Source organism: Mucilaginibacter hurinus, assembly GCF_003324525.1.
In the GTDB taxonomy this organism is placed as follows: domain Bacteria; phylum Bacteroidota; class Bacteroidia; order Sphingobacteriales; family Sphingobacteriaceae; genus Mucilaginibacter; species Mucilaginibacter hurinus.
Window position 1 is genome coordinate 274,660 of record NZ_QGDC01000004.1, and the last position, 23,630, is coordinate 298,289.

Annotated in this window: 10 protein-coding genes; 6 read left to right on the plus strand and 4 right to left on the minus strand. The window is 44.2% G+C overall.

The window, feature by feature from the left end:
* Positions 1-22: 22 nt before the first annotated feature.
* Together DJ568_RS08865 and DJ568_RS08870 are read left to right on the plus strand one after the other, a co-directional pair.
* On the plus strand, positions 23-1,141 hold the full coding sequence (locus DJ568_RS08865; protein ID WP_114004906.1) for an alcohol dehydrogenase catalytic domain-containing protein: 1,119 nt from the start codon (positions 23-25) through the stop codon (positions 1,139-1,141).
* A 9-nt stretch (positions 1,142-1,150) separates the two neighbouring features.
* Positions 1,151-1,951: an alpha/beta hydrolase gene (locus DJ568_RS08870; protein ID WP_114004907.1), complete on the plus strand. Its 801-nt coding sequence runs from the start codon at positions 1,151-1,153 to the stop codon at positions 1,949-1,951.
* 34 nt (positions 1,952-1,985) lie between these two features.
* On the opposite strand, the gene DJ568_RS08875 is transcribed toward DJ568_RS08870, so the two are convergent.
* Positions 1,986-3,467, minus strand: coding sequence for a sialate O-acetylesterase (locus tag DJ568_RS08875; RefSeq protein ID WP_114004908.1), 1,482 nt, complete (start codon positions 3,465-3,467; stop codon positions 1,986-1,988).
* Between the two features lie 180 nt (positions 3,468-3,647).
* Here DJ568_RS08875 and DJ568_RS08880 point away from each other — a divergent pair, with 180 nt between their 5' ends.
* From DJ568_RS08880 to DJ568_RS08890, 3 genes are all read left to right on the plus strand, one after another.
* Positions 3,648-6,827, plus strand: a complete 3,180-nt coding sequence (locus tag DJ568_RS08880) for a SusC/RagA family TonB-linked outer membrane protein (protein WP_114004909.1) — start codon at positions 3,648-3,650, stop codon at positions 6,825-6,827.
* A 9-nt stretch (positions 6,828-6,836) separates the two neighbouring features.
* The gene (locus tag DJ568_RS08885) at positions 6,837-8,261 is read left to right on the plus strand and encodes a SusD/RagB family nutrient-binding outer membrane lipoprotein (RefSeq protein ID WP_114004910.1); all 1,425 of its coding nucleotides are present in this window, start codon (positions 6,837-6,839) and stop codon (positions 8,259-8,261) included.
* A 95-nt stretch (positions 8,262-8,356) separates the two neighbouring features.
* Positions 8,357-8,917, plus strand: a complete 561-nt coding sequence (locus DJ568_RS08890) for a DUF4256 domain-containing protein (protein ID WP_199560928.1) — start codon at positions 8,357-8,359, stop codon at positions 8,915-8,917.
* A 19-nt stretch (positions 8,918-8,936) separates the two neighbouring features.
* On the opposite strand, the gene DJ568_RS08895 is transcribed toward DJ568_RS08890, so the two are convergent.
* Both DJ568_RS08895 and DJ568_RS08900 read right to left on the minus strand, forming a co-directional pair.
* Complete coding sequence (locus DJ568_RS08895; protein WP_114004912.1) at positions 8,937-10,232, minus strand: MFS transporter; 1,296 nt, start codon at positions 10,230-10,232, stop codon at positions 8,937-8,939.
* A gap of 1 nt (position 10,233) precedes the next feature.
* Positions 10,234-10,995, minus strand: a complete 762-nt coding sequence (locus DJ568_RS08900) for an SDR family oxidoreductase (RefSeq protein ID WP_233496659.1) — start codon at positions 10,993-10,995, stop codon at positions 10,234-10,236.
* A 200-nt stretch (positions 10,996-11,195) separates the two neighbouring features.
* Here DJ568_RS08900 and DJ568_RS08905 point away from each other — a divergent pair, with 200 nt between their 5' ends.
* The gene (locus DJ568_RS08905; RefSeq protein WP_114004914.1) at positions 11,196-13,400 is read left to right on the plus strand and encodes a hypothetical protein; all 2,205 of its coding nucleotides are present in this window, start codon (positions 11,196-11,198) and stop codon (positions 13,398-13,400) included.
* Between the two features lie 67 nt (positions 13,401-13,467).
* On the opposite strand, the gene DJ568_RS08910 is transcribed toward DJ568_RS08905, so the two are convergent.
* Entirely contained in the window at positions 13,468-23,583 is a 10,116-nt protein-coding gene (locus DJ568_RS08910; protein ID WP_114004915.1) for an FG-GAP-like repeat-containing protein, read from the minus strand.
* Positions 23,584-23,630 lie beyond the last annotated feature (47 nt).

The window sequence follows — 23,630 nt, forward strand, 5'->3', positions numbered from 1 at the left end:
AACCAATATATCTTAAACCACTATGGCAATAACATGTAAAGCAGCGCTGGCCGACGGCAAAGGCGGTTACCTTATTGATACTATTGAAATTCAGGACCCACAAGATGATGAAGTACTGGTAAAGATAAAGGCTGCCGGCCTTTGCCATACCGACTGGGATTCGCTTACCTGGGGTAAAGTATTTGTGCTGGGTCACGAAGGTGCCGGTGTAGTTGAAAAAGTTGGCAGCAAGGTTAAACATGTTGCCGTTGGCGATAAAGTGCTGCTTAACTGGGCTACACCCTGCGGCAAATGTTTCCAGTGCCAGGAAGGCAACCAAAACATTTGCGAGAATAACTCACCTGTTGCTGCTGGCGGTAACGGGTATACACCGGGCCACGCGCATATTGAGGGTACTACTTATAAGGGCAACAACACCGAACGCTCTTTTAATATAGGCACTTTAGCCGAATATACATTAGTAAAAGATGTGGCCGTAGTAAAAAACCATTCCGATAAAATGTCATTCCCGGCAGCTGCCATTATAAGCTGCGGCGTGATGACGGGTTATGGCTCTGCTGTTAATGTAGCGCAGGTTGCACCGGGTACATCGGTAGTTGTATTAGGCAGTGGCGGCGTAGGTTTAAATACCATACAGGGTGCAAAGGTTGCCGGGGCAACAAAAATTATCGCTATTGATATTAACCCGCAACGCCTTGAGATGGGATTAAAATTTGGTGCAACGCATACCATTTTGGCCGACCGTAATGATACCAACCTGTTAAAAGCCGCCGAGCAGGTTAAAGCGATGACAGACGGCCGTGGTGCCGACTATTGCTTTGAGTGTACCGCTATACCGGCGCTGGGTGCAGCCCCGCTGGCCATGGTACGCAATGCGGGTAAAGCTGTACAGGTAAGCGGTATTGAGGAAGATTTAACCATTGACATGAAGCTGTTTGAGTGGGATAAAATATACATCAACCCGCTATACGGCCGCAGCCGTCCGCAGATAGATTTTCCAAGAATAGTTGACCTGTATGAAAAGGGAACCATAATGCTTGAAGAAATGATAACACGCACCTACCCGATTGAAAATTTAGCCCAGGCTTTTGAGGATATGCTGGCCGGGCGTAATGCAAAAGGTGTAATTGTATTTGATTAAATATAAAGGATGTCTAAATTCAGAACTATTAATTTTTCTACCCACGTTGACGGGCTTGAACATGTGCGGTTTATAACGGCAAAAACACCTAACTTAAAAGGGCGTGGTGATATATGCGCTTTTATACCCCCCGGCACACAACCGGGCGACAACCTGCCGGTTGCCATACTGATGCATGGGGTATATGGCAGCGCCTGGAATTGGGTGTACAACGGCAACGTTCACTTAGCTGCGCTTACCATGATAGAACAGGGTGAAATACCACCTATGATACTTGCCATGCCGTCTGACGGGTTGTGGGGCGACGGATCGGGCTACCTGCCTCACAATGGTTATAACTTTGAAAAATGGATAACGGAAGATATTTTAAATGCGCTTATTGAAACCGTACCCGGCGCAACGGCAGCATCGCCTTTATTTATAGCGGGGCTATCAATGGGTGGTTTTGGCGCATTGCGTATCGGTGCCAAGTATGGCCACCTGTTTAAAGCTATGGCAGGGCACTCATCTATAACCTCGCTGCCGCAGATGAAGCTCTTTGTTGAAGAAGACCTGGCCGAATATGCTCAGTCTGACAACACGGATGAAGACGTGCTGGCCACCGTACTCAAATACAAAGACACTTTACCGCCAATGCGTTTTGATTGCGGCGAAACAGATCTGCTCATTGAATATAACCGTGAACTTCATCAGCAATTAACAAACCACAACATCGCGCATAGCTATGCAGAACATCCCGGTGAGCACGAATGGCCATACTGGAGCCAGCATATACAAACTTCGCTTAAGTTTTTTGCTGAGCAGTTGTAATAATTAGCCTTAACAATGTTTACAACTGTCAAGGCTAATTACTTATCCACTTATCCGTACGAAAAGGCTCTGCCGGAAGCCCTGCAGAATTTTGCAGGTTAGTGACCGGGAAGTTAGTAAACGCATACCGCACCGCCAGTACCGGCATTGGCGTCCCTTCAGGTATTGCCAGTTCCACGATATTGTCGCGGATAGTCGCAGCGGCCTGGCGAAACACACTATCAGCACCCGCTACATAAAAATGTTGAGCAAGGGGTTTGCCGCCCGCATTTAAACCATTTGACGTACCTGCAACATACTCAATAATAACCTTATCACCGTTTACTTTATGGCCGGCATACTGCGGGCCTACAGCCTGAATGTTTTTATGACCATACGTTTGGTTTAATGCCAGCAAGGCAAGTCGCTCGCCTGTTGGCTTCTTGTTTTGCCAGTGTATATGCACTATCTCGTCTATATCCATATTTACCGCCATACCAGTATTTGGCGTATGGGTACGCACCAGCATTTGATCTTCCCTGAAACGGGCATAGTCGCTGGCTTTCGGGTCATCGCCCCAGGGGTTTGTAAAAAAGAATTTTGCAGCGTACGGGGTCATCTGCACAAAATAAAAAGGCAGCTGTCCCTGGTTAAAAATTGCGCGCCAATCTTTTATCATAGCTGAGTTGAGACGTGTATACATTCCGGGCGGGTCATTTCGGTTGCCCTCCCCCTGGTCCCACAAAAATCCCTTGACAGCCAGCTTTTTTAGCGGATATATCATCCCGTTATACAATTTCGACACCTTATCATGCTTGTAAAACGATTTCAGGGCATCATCACTATCTATCACTTTACGGGCAGTCCACTCCTCGCCGGATGTGGCACCGAGGGCAGACACTACCAAACCGATAGGCACATTGATTTCGATATGTACTTTACGAGCAAAAAAGTAAGCAAGCGCACTAAATTTACCTGCATTATCCGGTGTGCATTTATTCCAGAGTGCGTTATGCTTTAAATTATCCTCAGGCGCGTCTGATCTGCCGTAAGGTATCTTGAAGAGTCTTAAAGCCGGATAATTCGCGGCTGCAATCTCAGCCTTATAATCGGTTACACCCGGAAAACCCGGAAATGGCGATATGGAATCTATTGGCATTTCCATATTTGATTGCCCGCTGCAAATCCACACATCACCAATCAGGATATTATTAAGCCTTATTACCGCGGTATTGACTATATCTTTAACCACGATAATTTGCGCCTTGGTATTTGCGGATGCCGCAGGAATTTTTACCTCCCAAACCCCCTGGCTATTTGATGTAGCGGCAAACGACTTTCTACTCCAGCTTACCGTCACTTCTATTTTGTGACCGGTAGGTGCCTGCCCCCAAACCGTAAAAGGTTTATCCCGCTGTACTACCATATTATCACCTAAAACTTTCGATACTGAGAAGGCAACAGAATCCGGTTGCCGGGCCAGGCAATAACTGCCGGTGAGACAAATGATAGATATTAATAAGTAAAGTCTTTTCATGCAATTTAAAAGCGTATATCAAATAACCGTTAATTTCCCGACTAATGCAATCGATTTCAATTTTAACGGGTGCAAAAGTTACATTGAAATTCTTTATACAGTATAAATAAGTGACCGGCCTTCTATTATGCCATACAGGTAGTATATTTGGCGCTTAATCTTCATCTGTCACAGTCACTTATGCATAAAAAGCTATTGTTTCTTTTCTTTATACTTCTTTCCGTTTACGATGCAGTTGCACAAAGTACAACTGTGCACGGCATTGTGACTGATGAAACAGGCGTTGGCATACTGGGTGCAAGTGTATCAGTAAAAGGTACTGCTAACGGTACCGCTACCGATGTAAACGGTATGTACACTTTACGTACTACAAACAACGCGGTGTTAAATTTTCATTCCGTTGGCTACCTGCCGCAGGAAATAGCACGCAACACCCGCGACACGATAAACGTTATCCTGCTAACCGATAGCAAACAACTTACCGAAGTAGCGGTAACGGCTTTAGGCATTAAGCGCAGTCAAAAATCGATTGGTTATGCTACACAGCAGTTGCGCGGGGAGCAGCTTACCATGACAAAAGAACAAAACGTGATAGGTTCGCTCGCCGGAAAAATTGCGGGTGCGCAAGTAATCGGTTCATCCGGTGCCAGTTTGGGCGGTACGCAAAAGATAAAGCTAAGGGGTATAAACTCACTAAGCGGTGCCGGTGAGCCGCTCATAGTGCTTGACGGCACGCCTATAGCGCAGCAGCATTTTGGCGGAAATGAAAATGGCGTAGACCTTGGTAATATTTCGCAAGATATCAACCCTGAAGATATTGATAAGATCAGCGTATTAAAAGGCCCTACGGCATCTGCACTTTATGGACTGCGGGGGCAATACGGGGTAATTCTAATTACTACAAGCAAAGGCACGGTTGGCGATAAAAACATTAAGGTAAGCGTACGCAGTGCTTACACGGTAGACCATATCATTAATTTTATGCCGTTGCAGAATATTTACGGCGTGGGTAACAACCAAACCTTTTTAACCCTTGCCAACGGTCAAAAATATGTTAACGGTAATGACGAAAGCTGGGGCCCTAAGATGGACGGCACCCCTGTACGTATGTTTTACAGCTTTTATCCGCAGGACGCGCAGTACGGGGAGCTAACGCCTTTTGTGCCACAACCGGATAACATTAAGAATTACTTTGAAGCCGGCCATAATTTTAACAACGGCATCACCGTTACCGGCGGCGGCGATAACAGCACTTTCCGCCTGAGTTACAACAACACCTACATAAAGGGTACCATGCCCAATACGTGGCTGCGCCGTAATAACCTGGCATTGAATACATCACTGGTGCTATCATCTAAATTAACTGTGGGCGCCAATATAAATTACGCCAACAACAGCGCACAGCGGCCCACGCAGGGCTACCAGGGATCGTTTACCGGGGCAGTACAATGGTTTCAGCGTAACCTGGATGTTAACAGGCTGCGCAATTACAGATACCCGGACGGTACCATCCTGAACTGGAATGTAAATCCAAATGCCGAGGGCGTGATCGTAAACAATAAACCCAGCGACTGGAATAATCCTTTTTTCGACGCGTTTGCCGTATTAAACAACGATAACCGGAACCGGGTATTTGGTGACGTGCACGTAACCTACCAGTTGATGCCGGGTTTAAAATTGAGTGGTTTTGCGCGGTCAGATTTTTTTACGCAGAATGCGACACACAAAGAGGCTATTGGCGGCAGGCTTAATGATGGCTACTCAGTAATAAAATACCAGAATACCGAAAACAATTACGAATTTTTGGGCCAGTATGATAAGCGTTGGGGCGATGTAACATTTAATGCGATAGTTGGCGCAAACCTGTTAACCCAGGATTTAACCGGAACCTCCCAAGCTACTGTAGGAGGGCTAACCAGCATTGGAAATTATACGATAGCCGCCTCTGTAGACCGGCCGGTAAGTACATCAGCTATTACCCGGAAACAAATTCGCAGTGCCTATGCCATGGGATCCGTTGGCTTTAAAGACACTTATTTTATTGATGCTTCAATTCGTAATGATGTATCATCGTCATTGCCTGCTAATAATAATTCGTACTGGTATCCTTCGGTGTCGGGTAGCTTCGTGTTCAGCGAACTGTTTAACTGGCGGCCACTGTCCTTCGGAAAACTAAGAGCCAGTTACGCAATAGCGGGAGCTGATCTTATCCCCTATCAAACCTCGCAGGTTTACCTGCCGGGCTTGCCGTATACATCGCCGACAGGTACTATTACAGGTTTAGTAGTTCCAGACCTGCTTAGAAACCCTAATATCAGGCCATCATTTGCCAATTCATTTGAGCTGGGCACAGATCTTAACTTCTTTAACAATCGCCTGGGTATAGCCCTCACTTATTATAATCAGCAAAATAAAGATCAGATCATCAACCTAACCGTATCAGGCGCCAGCGGCTATGAGCAGGCTGTAGTAAATGCCGGCCTTATAGAGAACAAGGGGGTGGAACTATCACTTACCGGGCAGCCCTTTAAAACGAAGCTATTTACCTGGGACGCGACGTTTAACATTGCCCGGAACAGCAGTATGGTGAAATCCCTGTATCCGGGAATCAATACCTACCAGTTAGCGGTTAATACGTATTCGGGGGTATCGGTTTTTCTTAACTCCATTGTGGGGCAGCCTTTTGGCAGTCTGGTTGGCCAGGCATATCTGCGCGATGCCGTGACCGGAAAAATATTGCTGGGTACTGATAATATGCCAATAGTTGAAACTAACCATAATTTTGGCAGCGTACTGCCGGAGTTTACGGGCGGTTTTCTGAACAACTTCCGTATTGGTAAAGTGAATGTTGGCATTATGATAGATTTTCAAAAGGGCGGCCAATTTTTTAGCTGGAGTAAGATGCTAGCAGTAAAATCAGGTCAGGCAGCTGAAACGGCCGCATTGAACGACCGTGGCAAAAATGTTCGTGACCCGCTTGATGAGGGCGGAGGGTATAAAATAACCGGCATATCACAGGCCACCGGGCAGGAGGTTACCGCCTATGTTGACGCCCGTACTTACTTCAGGAACAACATTGGCACACGCATATATGAAGAATGGCTTTACGATGCTTCATATATCAGGCTGCGCGAAGTAAGTGTTGGCTATGTTTTTGATGGTGAATTGTTAAAAAATACACCATTCAAATCGGCCAAATTTGCGCTTATCGCCCGTAACCCATTAATGATTTGGCAAAAGGCGCCAAAAGGACTTAATCCCGCTGAGTTATCATCTGGTGGCGCGCCCATTAGCTGGATAGAGAAAGGTGCGCTGCAAACGGTACGGTCATTCGGCGTTAATTTAAACCTTGCATTCTAAACGATTAACATGAAACTATTATACATATATATCAGCGCAATTTTAATAAGCGCGGCTTTGCTGGCCGGCTGTACAAAGTTTAGCGACTCATTAATCAAAGATCCGAATAACGCCACAACAGCTTCGGGTATGCAGCTGATAGCGAATGCCGAAATGGCTTTGCCTTCCTTAAGTTCATCACCTTACGGCGTGCATTATCCTCAATACCTGTCAAACACCTCGTTTACGGATAATAGCCGCTATACCACCGTGAACTTTAGCTTTTATCCGTTTTATACAGGGCCTTTAACGAACCTTGAAAATGCCATCAACGCGCAATTAGATGCCAACCAAGGACCTGTGGTAAACCAGTTAGCGGTAGCAAAAATTTTAAAGGCTTACTTTTACTGGCACATGACCGATAGGTGGGGATCGCTCCCCTATTCGCAAGCGTTGCAGGGCCGCGCCAATTTTACCCCGGCTTATGATAGTCAGCAGCAAATTTACAACTCACTTTTTGCTTTGCTTGATGAAGCTAACTCCACAATAGTGACAACCAACGGCAATCTAAAAAACGACATTGTTTATAGCGGTGATATACTTAAATGGAAAAAATTAGGCAATACCATCCACCTGTTAATGGCTTTAAGGTTAAGTAAAGTTGATAATGAAAAAGGTAAAGCTGAATTTAAAAAAGCGCTTAGTAACGGCATTATGACGACTAATAGTGATAATCTTGCCTATCCGCATTTAAACGACGCCAATAACGAAAACTACTGGTATAATTCATTTACCCAACTTGGACGTAATTGGTTTGCCGTAAGCAAGCCATTGGTAGACTACATGCTGCCGCTGAACGACCCGCGACTGCCGGTATTTGCTAATCCTAATACAGCCGGCAATTATGTTGGACTGGAATATGGCAAAGCCGTACCCAACTCAAGTGATATTGACCAGGTATCGCTGTTGGGCTCGTCACTGCGCAGGCAAAACTCGCCGGTTCATCTGGTAACCTACGGACAGGCTTTGTTTGCCCTGGCCGAAGCCGCCAAGCTTGGCTGGATTGAAGGCGGCGATGCCGCCGCTAAAACAAATTATAAACTGGCAGTTGAAAATTCTATTGCGCAATGGACGGGCAGCACTGCCGGAACAGCTGATTTTTTAGCACAGGAAAACGTAAAATATAATGCCGTTAAAGCCCTTGAACAGATTGCCACACAGCGATGGGTGCACCTGTTTTTACACGGCTACGAGGGCTGGGCAGAATGGCGCCGTACAGGTTACCCCACGTTAGTTGCTGCCCCGGGCGCCAATGGCGACAGGATTCCGCGCCGTGAAGGCTACCCGACGCAGGAACGCGCCAACAATACAACCAACTACAACCTGGCGGTATCATCTTTCCCCTACGGAGGTGCCGACGATTTGAACACCAGGGTTTGGTGGGATAAGCCATAATTATTAAATTTAGCATCACCATAATAAACCTGATAGATTTATTTTGAGCCTTCAATTAATTCCTCAATCCGTTAAAATATTGCAGTATTATAATCATGAATAAAATGACATTATCGCCGCAACAACAAGCAGACTTACTCGCCGTACTTAAGGCACGCTTTGAAAAAAACATGGAACGCCATGAGGGCCTTAAATGGGCCGATGTGCAGGCAAAACTTGAAGCAAAGCCCGAAAAACTGTGGTCGCTTAATAGCATGGAAATGACAGAGGGAGAACCCGACGTGATTGGCTATGATGAAAAAAGCGGTGAGTTTTTATTTTATGATTGCTCGGCTGAAAGTCCTAAAGGCCGGCGCAGCTTATGTTATGACCGTAAAGCACTTGATTCGCGAAAGGAGCATAAGCCGCAAAACAGTGCGATGGATATGGCTGCAGAAATGGGCATTGAGATATTGACCGAAAATCAATACCGTGAAATGCAACAGTTAGGGGCCTTTGACTTAAAAACATCAAGCTGGATAGCTACTCCTGATAATATAAGAAACCGTGGCGGTGCGTTATTCTGTGACCGGCGTTACGACACGGTGTTCGTTTACCATAATGGCGCTGAGTCTTATTACGCCGCGAGAGGCTTTCGCGGAAGTTTATACGTTTAGTGAATATTCCCGATCGTCGCTATAATTCCGACGGTTCTTTTAAGGTGTTGGCATCTATCGGTAGTTCGCGCGAACGCTCACACCACTCCCCGTCTCTTAGTATTGAGCGGGCTACAAATACAGAGAGAAATTGGACTAAAGCAACTGCCAACAGCGCGTAGCGTAACGCGGCATCCTCGCTAATGTACCGCGCTATCATAATAAACAGCATACATCCAAACAAACGTCCAACATAAATACCAACTTCATGACTAAATATGTAAGCAAATTGATTGCGTTTTTCTTTAGCCGCCACACACTCTATAACACCTAACTGAATAGGGAAATACGCCAGGTCAAGCAAGGGCCGCGCGAAAACCAGGCATCCTACAAAAAAAATTGCTCCCAGCGCGTTAAATAATGCCATGTTAACAAACGCTCCGAGTACAAAAAGGCCAAGGCCTGCGGCAAAAATTTTAGTCCGGTGCTCGGGCCTGGTAACCCGCCCCAATATGTACAGCATTATCGCGGAAAGAAATGAACCGGTTGACTGTATTGATCCGACCGAACCTTCCTCTCCTACTAACTTCATAATTAACATTACCGGCGCTGCTATGATGAATCCCTGCGCCACCCCTTTCAGTGCAGCCAGGGCTTGCATCTTATCCCAAAGGTGATGAAACTTCCAGTATAGAAATTTAGCATTCGGCGGATTTGCAAACCTGCCTTTATGCGCTATAACTGATGCAACTATGGTAAGCAGTATCACCAGTATGGTGAGAATATGGTATGCGCTGGTGACACTGCCCCCTAGCCATCCGAGCTTTTGGGTTGATGCAATAAAATAACCGGCAATAAGCGGCATCACAATAGAGGCACAGGTAAAAAAGAATGTCTCAAGGCCATAATAATAATTACGGTTATCATCTTTTGTGCTGTTGAGCGCTAAAAAAACCCGGTTTGCCCAAAAAAAGCCATAGGAGAGCCCCATAATAAACCCTATAAGCGCTATGCCGAAAAAACTCAGCTCAGGCATCAGCATCATAATGCCCATATCAATCCCGCTGATAATCATCCCTAAAGCATAAAGGCGAGAGATTGGGAACCGCCTGAGCAGGTAACCGTTTAACATAAAGGTAATTGGTATGCCGGTGCCTTGCGCCAGCTGGTAAACCATTACCAAACTGACATCATTTGATTTACGTATGATGTACGCGCCTAAAAAAAGCTCAATAACGGGCAATGCGAATGCGTACACCATGTTAGTAAGCAACAACATCCGCATTGGCCTGGGCTGGCTGCTAAAAACCTTATATTCATTCAGCAGCTTGCGCATATTATATTAGTTGCAAATGCGGCCTTATTTTAAGTTCAACCACATCACATCGTTCGGGTTGCGACAGCGCGTACAGCACTGCCTCGGCAATATCTTCTGCTTTCAGCATTTTGAGTTCATCAACTTCCTGCTTCTTTTCACCGATAGATTGAGGCTGCATGTCAGTATCAACAGCACCAGGTTCAATCAATGTTACTTTAATGCCTGCCTCGTTTACTTCCTTACGTAAACTTTCGGAAAAACCTTGTATAGCTGATTTAGTAGCCACATATACCGAGCTGTCTTTTTCCCGCACGTCAGCACTCATAGACCCTATATTAACAATATGCCCTTTCTTTTTCTCTTTCATCCTATCCAATGCCATGCGGGTACACGCCATATAACTCATTACATTAGTATTGACAACCTTTTGCCAATCCTGGTAACTGCCGTCTGATATGCCCTGGAAAGCTAAGGCCGCGTTATTAACCAGCACGTCTAAACCAGGCAACACACTATCCGCTTCGCTAAACAGCTTTTCTACTCCTTCTTCGGTAGACAGGTCTGCGATTACTCCATGTACACTACCACTTATATCTTCACCAACGCTATCAAGTGTTTCCCGTAAGTGCGACCCATCATGCCCCGCTATCAACACCCGCGCTCCCTGGGAAGCCAGCAAGATAGCAGCCGCCCTTCCTATACCAGTAGTACCACCGGTAACTATCACCGATAAACTATCCATTCGTCCACTCCCCTGCCGGTTGTTTTCTAAAGTTCCCATAGTCATTTTTGTTTTTGTGTCTTTAATGTCTCAGAATATTAATTCTGATATGGCATCGTTTGTTTTATACTTTTAATTAAATTTTTTACACATATTTCTAAGTATTCGGCATTATTATCTATTAAGAGAACATCTTTTATCATAACGCAAACAAGTGGGTGATTTTATTCGTTGGTGTTGTAAAATAAACCGTTTTTACAATGGCTGGAATATCTGTGTGGGCGGCTGGAGCTGCCGCTAAACTCGCCGATGGCGGGTCGCCAATTTACACCAGAGAGATTCAGGGATTTATATTTGCCGTTCATCATACCGACGATATTTTATGGATCGTCGCAACCTGGCCCGGTGGCGCCAGGACTTCTTTCCGTACCGCTTACGCCCCTGATAATCTTACGGTAAATAAAATTACTGAGTCGGCAGAAGGCGTAAGGTTGGACATTGCTTCCAATGTCGGCGCTTTTACCGTGGCTATTGATTTCCCGCAGACCGGCAACCCGGTGCTGCACTATACGGTGCAATTATGGCCCGGCCTGGATATGTTTATACCTTTTTGGCCCAGGGACGTAATTATGACGCCGGCAAACGGTAACATCGGGGGCTCGGCAGGCGACATACATATTTCGCAAATAGGTACCCGTTCGGGACTTGTCTATGCCAGTTTCGCCAGGCCAAAGGCAGGCACTTTACTCTATTTTCAAAACCTTACTGCGCTGGCTGATTACCACAGCGATACGCAAACATCGGCTGCCGATAATGTTGGCGGTCAATGGCCTGAAATAGGCTTAAGTTTGCCTGCTGCTATTGAAAAACCATTGCTTGCCGGCAAAACCTACACCATATCAGATGCCTGGATAACTTTTAGCAATGACACCCCGGCTGATCAATTTGACATTGCTAAGGGCTATTTAAATGCGCTTTCACAGATTTATATGCTCATACCAAAGCCGGAGCCAAAATATCATGATTACCCTGATGTATTGAATAAGGCGCTTTATGACCTGCAAAACAACAAAGGATGCTGGACATACCACAACGGGCACCCGTACCTTAATGCCTATGTGTGCGATTACTATACCCCACCTGAAATAATGGTGCAGCTAGCTGTACTGTTGCCCGTTCAGGATTACATGCGCTGGAGCGGTGAGCGCTGCGTAATAGAGCAGGATATCATTAATGCCCTGCCAGCATTTTTTAACGAAAAGCTGGGTACTGTAATGCGGTGGCTGCCCGCCCAGGAAGATATGCTGGACAAATCTGAAGAACAAAAAGTTCCGAAGGTAATGGATTCATGGTACCTGCATCATCCATTGCTTAACCTAGCCCGGGTTGCCCGGGCAGGAAATAAGATAGCGAAAGAACTGCTGCTTAAATCAGTTGACTATGCTATAAAGGTAGCTCACCACTTTAATTATAAATGGCCGGTGTTTTATCAAATGGAAACGCTCGAGGTAATTAAAGCCGAAACGAAGGAAGGTGAAGGGGGCGAGAAAGATGTAGCCGCCTTGTATGCACATGTAATGCTTCAGGTTTGGGAGATTACCAAAGAAAAGAGATACCTAAATGAAGCGGAAAAAGCGGCCAGGTCACTCGTGCAGCATGGCTTCAACATCTTTTACCAGGCAAATAATACCATGTTTGGCGCAAAAGCTATGCTGCTTTTGTATAAGTATACCAAAAAAGAGTTTTATCTCAACCTATGCTATTTACTTATAGCCAACGTATTTAAAAATGTATCGTTATGGGAATGCAGGTATGGCTATGGACCAAATTTCCCTAATTTTTTCTCGGTGTTTCCGCTTAATGACGCGCCCTACACGGCAGTTTATGAGGAACAGGAGGTGTTTGCAGGTGTCCACGAGTTATTAGCCAATACTCATGGCGTAGATTTTATGCCGTCAGCAGCCATGCTGCTTGCCGAATTTGTACGCCACACAGTGCACCGCGCAGTTTATTATTATCCTACACTTCTTCCGGAGGATATGTTAGCTGAAAAAATCAAGACAGGTGAACTTGACCCGAAACTTTGGGTAGCGCTTGAGGATATCCACGACGGCTGGGAAAAATCAGGAGAGGTGGGCCAGGAAGTGTATGGCGCCGGGCTTGCCTTTGGTATAGTACCGCGGCAGTATATTAAGATACCAGACCACGATTTCCTTATTTTTGTTGACTACCCTGTATCAACCCCGCAAATTAAAAACAAAACAATAAGCTTTAATACACTTGGCGTAAAAGAGCTGAACTGCCGGATGTGCATAGTCAAAACAGGCAAAAGTAAGCTGCCCCGGTTTAAAGTAATGACCGGCAGCGCTGATGACCAGCTTAGAATTGACAGCAACAAAGCCAAAAAGGATCGGCACGAATATTTACTCCATGGCGATCAAAAGGTAATAATTTCATGGAGTTAGCACGGCATTAAAGCATAAATGGTTGCCCGATAAGCTCAGGCAACCATTTATGTTAAATTGCAGCAGGTTATTGTATAATCAATTTACCTGTTTTGTTGAAATCCAGGGCTTTAACGTTTATTAAATATATACCGGTTGCAAGCCCATCAGTATTTATTTTAACGCGGTTGATACCCGCCCCTTGTGACTTGACTTGATAAGCACGAACTTGCTTACCGTTTTTATCAAATACTTCCACCTCAACGTCTGACTGTGAAGGCAGATTATACTGCACATTTGAATAAGCCGTTGCAGGATTTGGATAAATTGTCAATTCTTTAGCCAGTTCGCTTACAGGCTGTTCAGGCGTAACTGATGACGGGGTTAAGTTGCCCGTATTCAGGTTCTGAATTATAGATATAGTGTGGCTTTCTAAATTAGTAACCGCCAGATCGGCACGTCCGTCGCCATCAATGTCACCTATGTTAATGTTGTCGGCATCATTACCTCCATCCAATTCCTTTTTCTGTGTAAATGAACCTGAGGTGATGTTGCCTCTTGTCGCTGCGTTATAGTACACCATTATTTTGCTTGTCCCAAAAAACGTCACTACAATATCCGGTTTACCATCACCGTTAACATCGCCAACGCTCACTTGTTTCGGGTTAGCTAATGTACTTATGTCAACTTTGGCAGCAAAAGCCTCATAATTAATATTGTTGCTATAAACCGTATTGCGTAACACAGATACCGTATTACTGCCTTTATTGGCAACGATCAACTCAGGTTTGCCATCACCGTCAAGATCACCGGCAGATATACTTTGCGGTTCAACTCCGGCATTAAAAGCGTTGCCGTTAGCCTGATTATAATATGCGCCGTTAACAAAATTATTCTGTATTACATATAGCCGCCCCGAATTGTCAATTGTTACAAAATCCGGTTTACCGTCAACATTCAGATCAGCAATCCAGTTAGCCTGACGTGATCCATAGGTCGAAATACTACTCCTTATAAATGAATTAGCTGCCAAGGCCCCGGTAAACCTATTAAGATAAACAGAGGAAGCATAATAGCCGTTTGATTGATCATTGAAATATATATCAAGCTTCCCGTCTCCGTCAAAATCAGCAAGTTTTATATCCAGCGGGCTATTCAGCAGTGGAATATTAAATTTATGGCTGAACGAAGTATTATCAATACTACCTGGTGAACTACTGTTACCGTACACACCAATAGTTTTATCGGTACTGTTTGCTACTACCAACTCAGGCTTACCGTCACCATCAAGGTCGCCGGCTGCTATTGCCACAGGTCCGCCTGCGGCAGTTATCTCTATTGCTTTTGAAAATGACGATGCTGCAATTTCACCTGAAACGGCCTTGTTATGAAAAACAAGAATTTTATTAGCACCCGGGCTGGCTACGATCATATCAGGCTTACTATCAACATCTGCATCAAATATGCACATAGCATAGGGCTTGCCGCTTGTGGCAACGGTAGCGCGCGGCTTAAAGTTTAACTGGTCTGAATCAAACGTAAGGTTAAAATATCTTTGGTAGTAAGCGGCTAAACCTTTACTTAAGTTTTGTACGCTAACGGGGCGGTATGTTGCCCCCGGCGGAGCTTTAACGGTTAACAAATTAGAAGTTGAGCTTAAAACCTTGGCCGGCACACTACCAAAATATACAATGTTAGCAGACGGAGTTGTGTTAAAGTTAGTGCCGGAAATTGTTACAGTTGTACCGGCTTTGCCTGATAACGGGGTCACAAATGTTATAGCGGGCAAGTCAAAATCCGGGTCATTTCTTAAAATAGACCCTGCATCCGTAACTATATCAGGTTTACCGTCATTATCTAGATCAGCTACACTAACACCAACGCCGCTTGAAACGACGTTGGTATAATGAACCATAGGTAAAAACTTATTTGATTGCACCGCGCCCGCCGTATTTACATTAAGTATAAAACCCACTCCGGAGTTATAATAGCCGGAAAGTATGATATCCGTCTTTGCATCCCCGTTTATATCTCCGAATGAGATACCTGACCAACTCATGGTAAGTGGTATTTGAACCGCGGCATCATAATTTAAGTTTGCAGTACCGGTATTGTTATTGCGGAATACCGAAAGCGTATTATTACCGGTCAGCGTAACCAGGTCATTCCTGCCGTCCCCGTCTATATCTGCGAGCGCAAATCTGTTCGGATTAGTCATCGCTTGTTGAGCAGATAACTCAAAACCGTTAGATGTGATTTGTTTATCCATGGCATTTTTATACATCATGACGCCCCTGTTTGCATAATCCGGATTAAAGCCGATTACGTCAGGCTTCTTATCTGTATCCATATCACCTACTAATCTCATATTAGTACTCCCGGTTATAGTTTCGACACCTTTTTCAAGTGAGCCTGTATGAAATGAACCCGGTACTGAGATATTACGGTATACGCTAAAAATCTCGTTGCTGTAATTTACCCTGTAACTTATACCAACATCGGGCTTACCATCGGCATCTACATCGCCAATACTTAGTTCGGTAGCTTCGCCCGGAAGCTGGAAATCTACGCGCGGATCAAACGAATATTGCGTAATGCCACCCGAATCAGCAATATTGCGCATTACCGAAAGTTGGGTACCATTATTACTCAAAAACAACAAATCGGGTTTACCATCTCCATCCATGTCTTCAATCATTATTGAACGGAGTCCGTAAGATCCTGCCTGGAAATAAGTTTGCACGAAGTTTATTCCGGCAGAATCTGTTGTTGTATTACGCTGTATGTGGATATTGCTGTAATCAATAGCTATTATATCAGATTTGCCGTCTCCGTCTAAATCGGCAACCTTGCTATCGCTGTAGTTATTCCACTGTGAAGTATAAACCACCCGCTTGAAATCTATCTGCGACAAAATGCTTTTACCCTTATGTTTTATGATAAAAGGAGCCGTCGATTTGCCGGCAAGACCGGTAGATAGATCCAGTACCCCGAACAGCTGCTGTGTAGCCCCTGACGGAACTTTCACCGTTAGTTTGCTGGTTGTAGCTGATTGTGGTATAACACTTACGGCACCGAAAACTATTTGATTTTTATCAGCCTGCGTATTAAAGTTGCTGCCGTTTATCGTAATCAGTTCGTCGACGGCGCCTGATTGCGGAGTAAATGAACTGATAACCGGAGCAGGATGCATAGTGGCCGCGTTGTGTATAAGTGATATAGTATTGCTGCCAAAATTAGCGACCGCCACATCAGGTTTGCCATCATCATCAAGGTCGCCGGCCATTAATGACTGTGGACCGTTGCCAACAGGTATATCGCTTTTTTTGAAGGTAACGCTTTCGCCTGAAACTGTATTGATCAACACCGAGATATTTTGTGAGGCGCTGTTGGCAACCAATACATCAACCTTACCATCGCCGCTAAAATCATTGAGGGTGACAAATATGGGGGATCCTGATGTAGCAAAATCCCTTTTTGTATTAAACGCCCCAGAGGTTATATTGCCTGATGCGTGCTTATTTGTAATCACCGAGACGTTACCCGAGCCCTTGTTAGCCGTAACAATATCCGGTTTCCCATCGCCATTAACATCGCCTACCGCTATCGACTGCGGGTTTTTGCCTGCGGGCAGATCAATCTTACCTGCAAAACTAAGCACCTGCGATGCGGCGGCTGTACGGTTTTGTATAACAGATACAGAATTGCCCGCGAAGTTAGCGCTGAGAATGTCTGGCTTACCATCTGCATTTATATCAGCCACAGCTACAGAAGAGGGATTGGTACCTGTTTGCACAGTTGCTGTTACAAAACTTAGCTTGCCTTTACTGACAATATTACGCAACACCGTAAGGCTGGAACTCCCTGAATTCGAAACAACAATATCAGGTTTACCATCACTATTTAAATCGGTTACAACAACTGATGACGGATTTTTACCAACGGTATAATCTACCCTGCCAGAAAATAAGCTACCCTCGGTGGCGCGGGTGTAAACAGATATACTGCTATTGTTATAATTGGCTACAACCATATCTGTTACGCCATTACCATCAAAGTCTGCAAGTGCCATTGATGCCGGTGCTGTACCTGTGTTTACTTTAACAGGCGGCCCAAACGAACCGGACTTAAATGCACCTTTACCTGTAATGTTATTCTGGTAAATATAAATACTGTTTTCGGCACCACTGCTTACAAGTATGTCCGGCTTTCCATCGCTGTTCACGTCGCTAAACACTACTCCTACCGGGTTCCGGCCCGTTGCTATATCAAACTTTGAATCAACCAATGGTGCTTTTGAGAGGTACGTGGTATTAAAAGCAGTGGATGCATACGCTGATAAACCCTTGTATTTATTTGTAATACTAATAGGCTGATAAGTTGCGCCGTCCGGAACACTCACCTTAAGTAAGCCAGGAAAACCACTAAGTACCGTTGCCCTGGTTGCGCCAAAATAAACCACATTATTCTGAAGAATTTCGTCAAAATTTTTCCCACTGATTGTTACTACCGTTCCCGGTGCACCGGATGACGGGGCGACAGCTGTTATCACCGGCGCAGAGTTAACCAGGCCGTTTTCTAACACTGAAACCGAGTTACTTTCACCACTTACGCTTACTATGTCGGGCTTGCCGTCGCCGGTAACGTCGCCAAACACTGCGGAGACAGGGCTTTTACCCGCAAAATAGATGGCAGGAGCACTTATGTAATTGTTATAATTATTGTAAACTGATAACGAATCATTAGTAGAATTCATCACGATAACATCGGGCTTACCGTCACCATTAAAATCTGATACACCTATACAACTTGGCTGCGCTTTTAAATTGTAAATATTGTATCCGTTAAATGTATAACTGGTTACGGTGTCTTTTACGGCGTTTGATTGGTAATAACTAAAAGTATTTTGAGCTTTGGTTGCAGCCAGTATGTCCGGTTTTCCATCGCCGTTAATATCTGCGGTTGCAATGTGCACTATGCTGCCGCTGCTGTTAAAATCCACCCTTGAGGCAAATGTTTTATCGTTTATTGCACCTTTAAGGGCCTTATTGCGTAAAATAGATAGATTGTTTGAATTGGAATTACCCGTTATTACGTCGGGCGCGTTATCGCCGTCTATATCTGCGACGGCTATTGTAGCCGGGTTCCCTCCGGTAAAAAAATCTACCTTAGGTTTGAATGAATTGGCTGATATGCTTCCGGGTTCGTCAATAGCATTATGAATTACTGAAAACCCGGCCGCACCTGCGTTGGCTGATAATATATCAATTTTGCCATCCCTATCAATATCAGCTAACACTAAGGCAACAGGCTTTTCCCCGGTTGTAAAATCTATTTTTGCGGCAAAAGAAGATGACGTTATAGCTGGCCCTGTTGATGTATTCCTGAATACAGATATAGTATTGCTACCCTCGTTAGCTACTACAATATCCGGCTTACCGTCGTTATCCAAATCAGCTACACCAACACCAGATGGGTTTATACCGGTTTTTAAATCGGTACGGGTACCACCTTTATACGTGTTTTGAAATATCGAAACTGTATTACTTGCCCTGTTAACAACAACAATATCGGGTTTGCCGTCGCCATCCAAGTCACTTATCGCTGATCCGCCCGGTTGGTTACCAGTGGGGGCGGTTATTTTGGTGCTAAACGAGTTTTTATCTAAAAACCAGTCGGTCAGTACGCCTGAAATAAATTCAGAAGATGAGCTTGCTACCCGACCTTTTTCGGCATTCAATACAGTAATAGGCTCAAAGGTGCCTCCGATGGGTACTACAACTCGCAAGGTAGTATCAGTAACACCGGTTACCTCAGCCTTTACAGCGCCAAATCTTACTATATTTTTTGAGGCTGCAGAACTGAAACCTTTTCCTGTAATTATAACATCAGCACCTACATTACCTGCCTTTGGTGATACATTTTTTATAACAGGCGCCATAAACGGGTTATTCTGAATCACTCCCAAGCCCCGGCTATCTCCCAACAATATATCAGGACGTCCATCCGCATCAAAATCGGCAATTTTCAAATCATTTTTAAGCAAGCCCGCATTCAATTTAGTCTGTTTAGCAAATGAGTTTATGTTGATTATGTTGCCTGTGATGTTATTTTTGTAGATAGTAATTCCGCGTATGGTATCCAGCGATGTTCCATAATATGCATATACTGAAGATATAATATCAGTTTTACCATCGCCATTCATGTCATTAAAATGAAGCGTTGATACATACTCATAAGGTGAAGTGTTATCCAGATTAAAACTAACTCCGGGTAAAAAATAGCCGGCTGTGCTACTACCGTATATGTTACGAAATACAGTAAATTTTTTACTGCCACTGTGCATAACAATTAATTCACTTTTCCCGTCATTGTCCAAATCATTGAAATAGATGGCGCGTGTACCCGGCAAGCGCGTGTCAAAACTAATTTTAGATGCCAATGCCGGCACACTGCCAACTTCGCTTATGTTCCTGAAAACTGTTATTGTGCCGCTGTTTGTGTAGGCAACAACAATATCAGTTTTGTTATCGCCGTCAATATCTGTTACATCAAGTACTGCAAGCTGGCCAACTGTAGCCACAACAATTGGATTTGAAAACTCCACTTCTGTTGCTGATGCAGAAACATTTCTGCTGACAACAATCTCGTTCTTATCGTTTATTGAAACTGCATCTATCTTGCCATCATTGTCAATATCAACCAATTTCAGCGCACGTACCGAAGATTTCATTTCTGTAAAACTGGGCACTTCAGCTCCAGGCGTTGAAGTGTTTAGGTTATACGTTAAATTACCGTTGCTTAACTGTACCAAATCCAGCATTCCGTCGCCGTTGATATCCATTGCCATATTCGAAGAGTTTATAGCAATACCTTTTTTTACAAATGATGCGATGCAGAGATTTCCTTTTTCTGCTACGTTTCTAAAAAAATGGCTATCCGCTACTATGTCTATCTTGCCATCACCGTTAAAGTCGCCAACGTTGGTAGCTACCCCATAGCCTACCTGCATTAGTTCAAACTTTTTTTCAAACTCCAAAGGAGTTATATTGCCACGGTTTATAAAAGTTGGCGAAAACGGCTGGTTACTAACGCTCACGCGGTTTTTAGTCGTATTACTTACAGATATGGGTCCATGCGCGGCCCCTAAGGGTACTTTAACAATAAGTTTGCTTTTGCTGCTTTGTATCACTTCGGCTTTTACTGTACCAAAATAAACGGCGTTGTAATCCTTAACATCATTAAAGCCTTCTCCATTTATTGTAATTTCGGTACCTGCAATAGCCGCCTGAGGTGAAAAGGATGATATAAACACCGGTTGCTGAATACGATTATTGCGTACTACCGTTATCGCGTTTTCGTTCATATTTTTAATTACGATCATATCCGGCTTATAATCGTTATCCAGGTCGCAAACATTTAAACCAGCGGTTGCGCTTAATGGCAAATCAATTCTCGACGGGTAACTCAAACTCAAATACCCTGGCTTTCCTTTAAATACAGATATGGTTTTGGCCGTAGCGTTTAGTGTGGCTATATCCAACGTTCCATCTCCATCAATATCCCCCAGTTTAACTTCAACCGGCGCATTACCCGTCACATATTCCAGCTTGTTTTCAACCTGAATAACGTTATTTACAACACTCATATCAAATACCGTTACCGTATTGTTGCCCTTGTTTGTGACGACATAATACGGACTCTGCCCGCCGGCATAAGCGCCCACGGCTATATCGGACGGGTTTAGCCCGGCATCAGCAACAAATTTTTCTATAAAAGATGGTTTAATATCGGTGCCTTGCGCTACATTGTTTAAATGAACCGAAAAAGTGTTATCACCCGAATTGGTCACAATAACGTCGACCTTACCATCATGGTTAACATCAGAAGCTATAATTGATGATGGTGATTTGCCGCTTGCAAAATCTGCCTTGTCAGCAAATGATGTCGCAGTTATATTAACTATGTTTGAGGTATTACGCAGTATCGAAAAGGTATTGTCGCCGCTGTTAACAACGGCTAAATCCGGCTTGCCGTCAACTGTAACATCCACTGGTATAAGCTTGACGGGGTTTAAGCCGGTGGCAAAGTCTACCTTGGGTGAAAAAGATGTGGCAAATGCACCGCTGCCCGGAGATAAATTATGCAGCACAGATACGGTGTTAGCAGTCCCGTTAACCGTAATAATTTCAGGCTTGCCATCATTATTAATGTCTTTTATAACTACACTGACCGGGCCGTCTCCGGTTGCATATTTCATTACTGTACTAAACGAAGCCTCTGTTAATCCTGGTTTTACTGTTACATTAGTATATGCGTAAACATTGTTATCGTTTTTATTAACAACCACCAAATCCGGCTTATTATCACCGTTTAAATCGCCAATAGCCGTGGCCACCGGCGTGTTACCTGATGGTAAATTGAAATTTTCAACAAAGTCAAACTCGTTAATCTCATAGTTTGATGCATACTTAGGCGCAAACGGCGCTGCACTGCTTACAGTAAGATTCTTATCCTTATTAAGCACAGTTATATACTCGTAAGAGGCACCTGACGGTATAGTTACTGTGATGTTTTTTCGCGTGGACGTGACTACAGGGGCTTTTATCGTGCCAAAGCGAACCTCGTTATTGGCACGCTCGGCACTAAAATTCTCGCCATCTATCCCCAACTTTAAACCGATGCTATTGGTTGAATAGGGCGTTAAACTTTTTATGATAGGCAACGCCATTGGATTATTGCGATTTATTGCTATACTTTTTTGTCCGGTGACCATATCGGTATAACCATCGCCGTCAATGTCACAAAAAGAAATACCTACACTGGACGGATTAATATAATTGGTTTGCCTTTTCAAAAATGAACTTGTAGTGATCGTGCCGCCGACAACTTCATTGCGAAGTATATATATCTGCCTTTTCTCATTAACGGTGACTAACGATTCGCAAATCAATTCGGGTTTGCCGTCCCCATCCATATCTTTTGCAGCAATTGAAGTAACGCCGGCCCCATCAGAGTAACCTATGTTTGGGCCAAAACTTATAGCATTAGCGTCTACGGAAGTATTTTGAAAAATAGAAAATTTATAGGTACCGTCCCGGTAGTAAGTGGTTAGTAACTCCGGCTTCCCATCCCCGTTTATATCTGCAAGTGTTTGTGAGCTTGGGAAATAAGTGGGCATAAGTTCGACAGCGGGAGTAAATGAACTTGTGTTAATTAATCCTTGAGATGAGACGTTACGGTAAAAAGTTGTCTTTCGGTTATAATTGCTAACCACAATATCCGGCTTACCATCGCTATTAAGGTCGCTTATACTTACAAGCATATTTTGGCCCTCGGTATTTTTATTAATTTGAACATCTACTTTATCATCAAATGAACCCGGTAAAATATTACCCATTACAGATTTATTACGCCATATCGATATAGTGTTCTGCCCATTGGAAGTTACAAAATCCGGTCTGCCATCTACATCAACATCCGCCACATGAAATATTATAGACGCAGGTATATTTAGTACAATGCTGGTGAATGAAGCAGAGTTAATAGTGCCTGGTATGGATGAATTTATTAGCACAGCGATTTTGCTGTTACGGTTGCTGGTAATTATATCTGGCCTTCCATCGCCGTTGATGTCAGTAACACTCACCAGGTAATGGTCCTTAAAAAAACTTATTTTAGTAAATGATTCTTTTGAAACACCCGCCGCCTTTCTATGGTAAATTGCTAATCCATATTCATCACCACCGGACACGAGCACATCAGACTTTCCATCTCCATCAAAATCGGCTACCGCTGTTCTTCCATAGTTATAATATCCATATCCGTTAAAATGCAAATACACTTCAGGGTCAAAGTCTACGTTTTGCCCTATAGGTACCGGGACCGCCGATGTAACAGAAAACGATGCCGATGAATACCCGGAAAGCTTGTTTGTAATATTAACTACTGATATTGGATTGTAAACCGCCCCTGCCGGCACCTTCACAGTTAGCTGGGTGGCCGAAGCCGTCAAAACCTCGGCTTTAACGCCACCAAACAAAACAGCGTTATCCGTACCGGATGGATTGAAGTTGCTACCGGCAATGGTTACTACCGCACCAATATTACCGCTTGTTGGGCTGAAAGATGTTATGACCGGCGCCTGGCCAAATGATTTACCGATAAAAATTGAAGTGAGCAGGATGAGTAAGATTCTCTTCATGAAGGCTTATGTGAACAGGTTAAGTATAAAGTATTTTAGGCGACCAA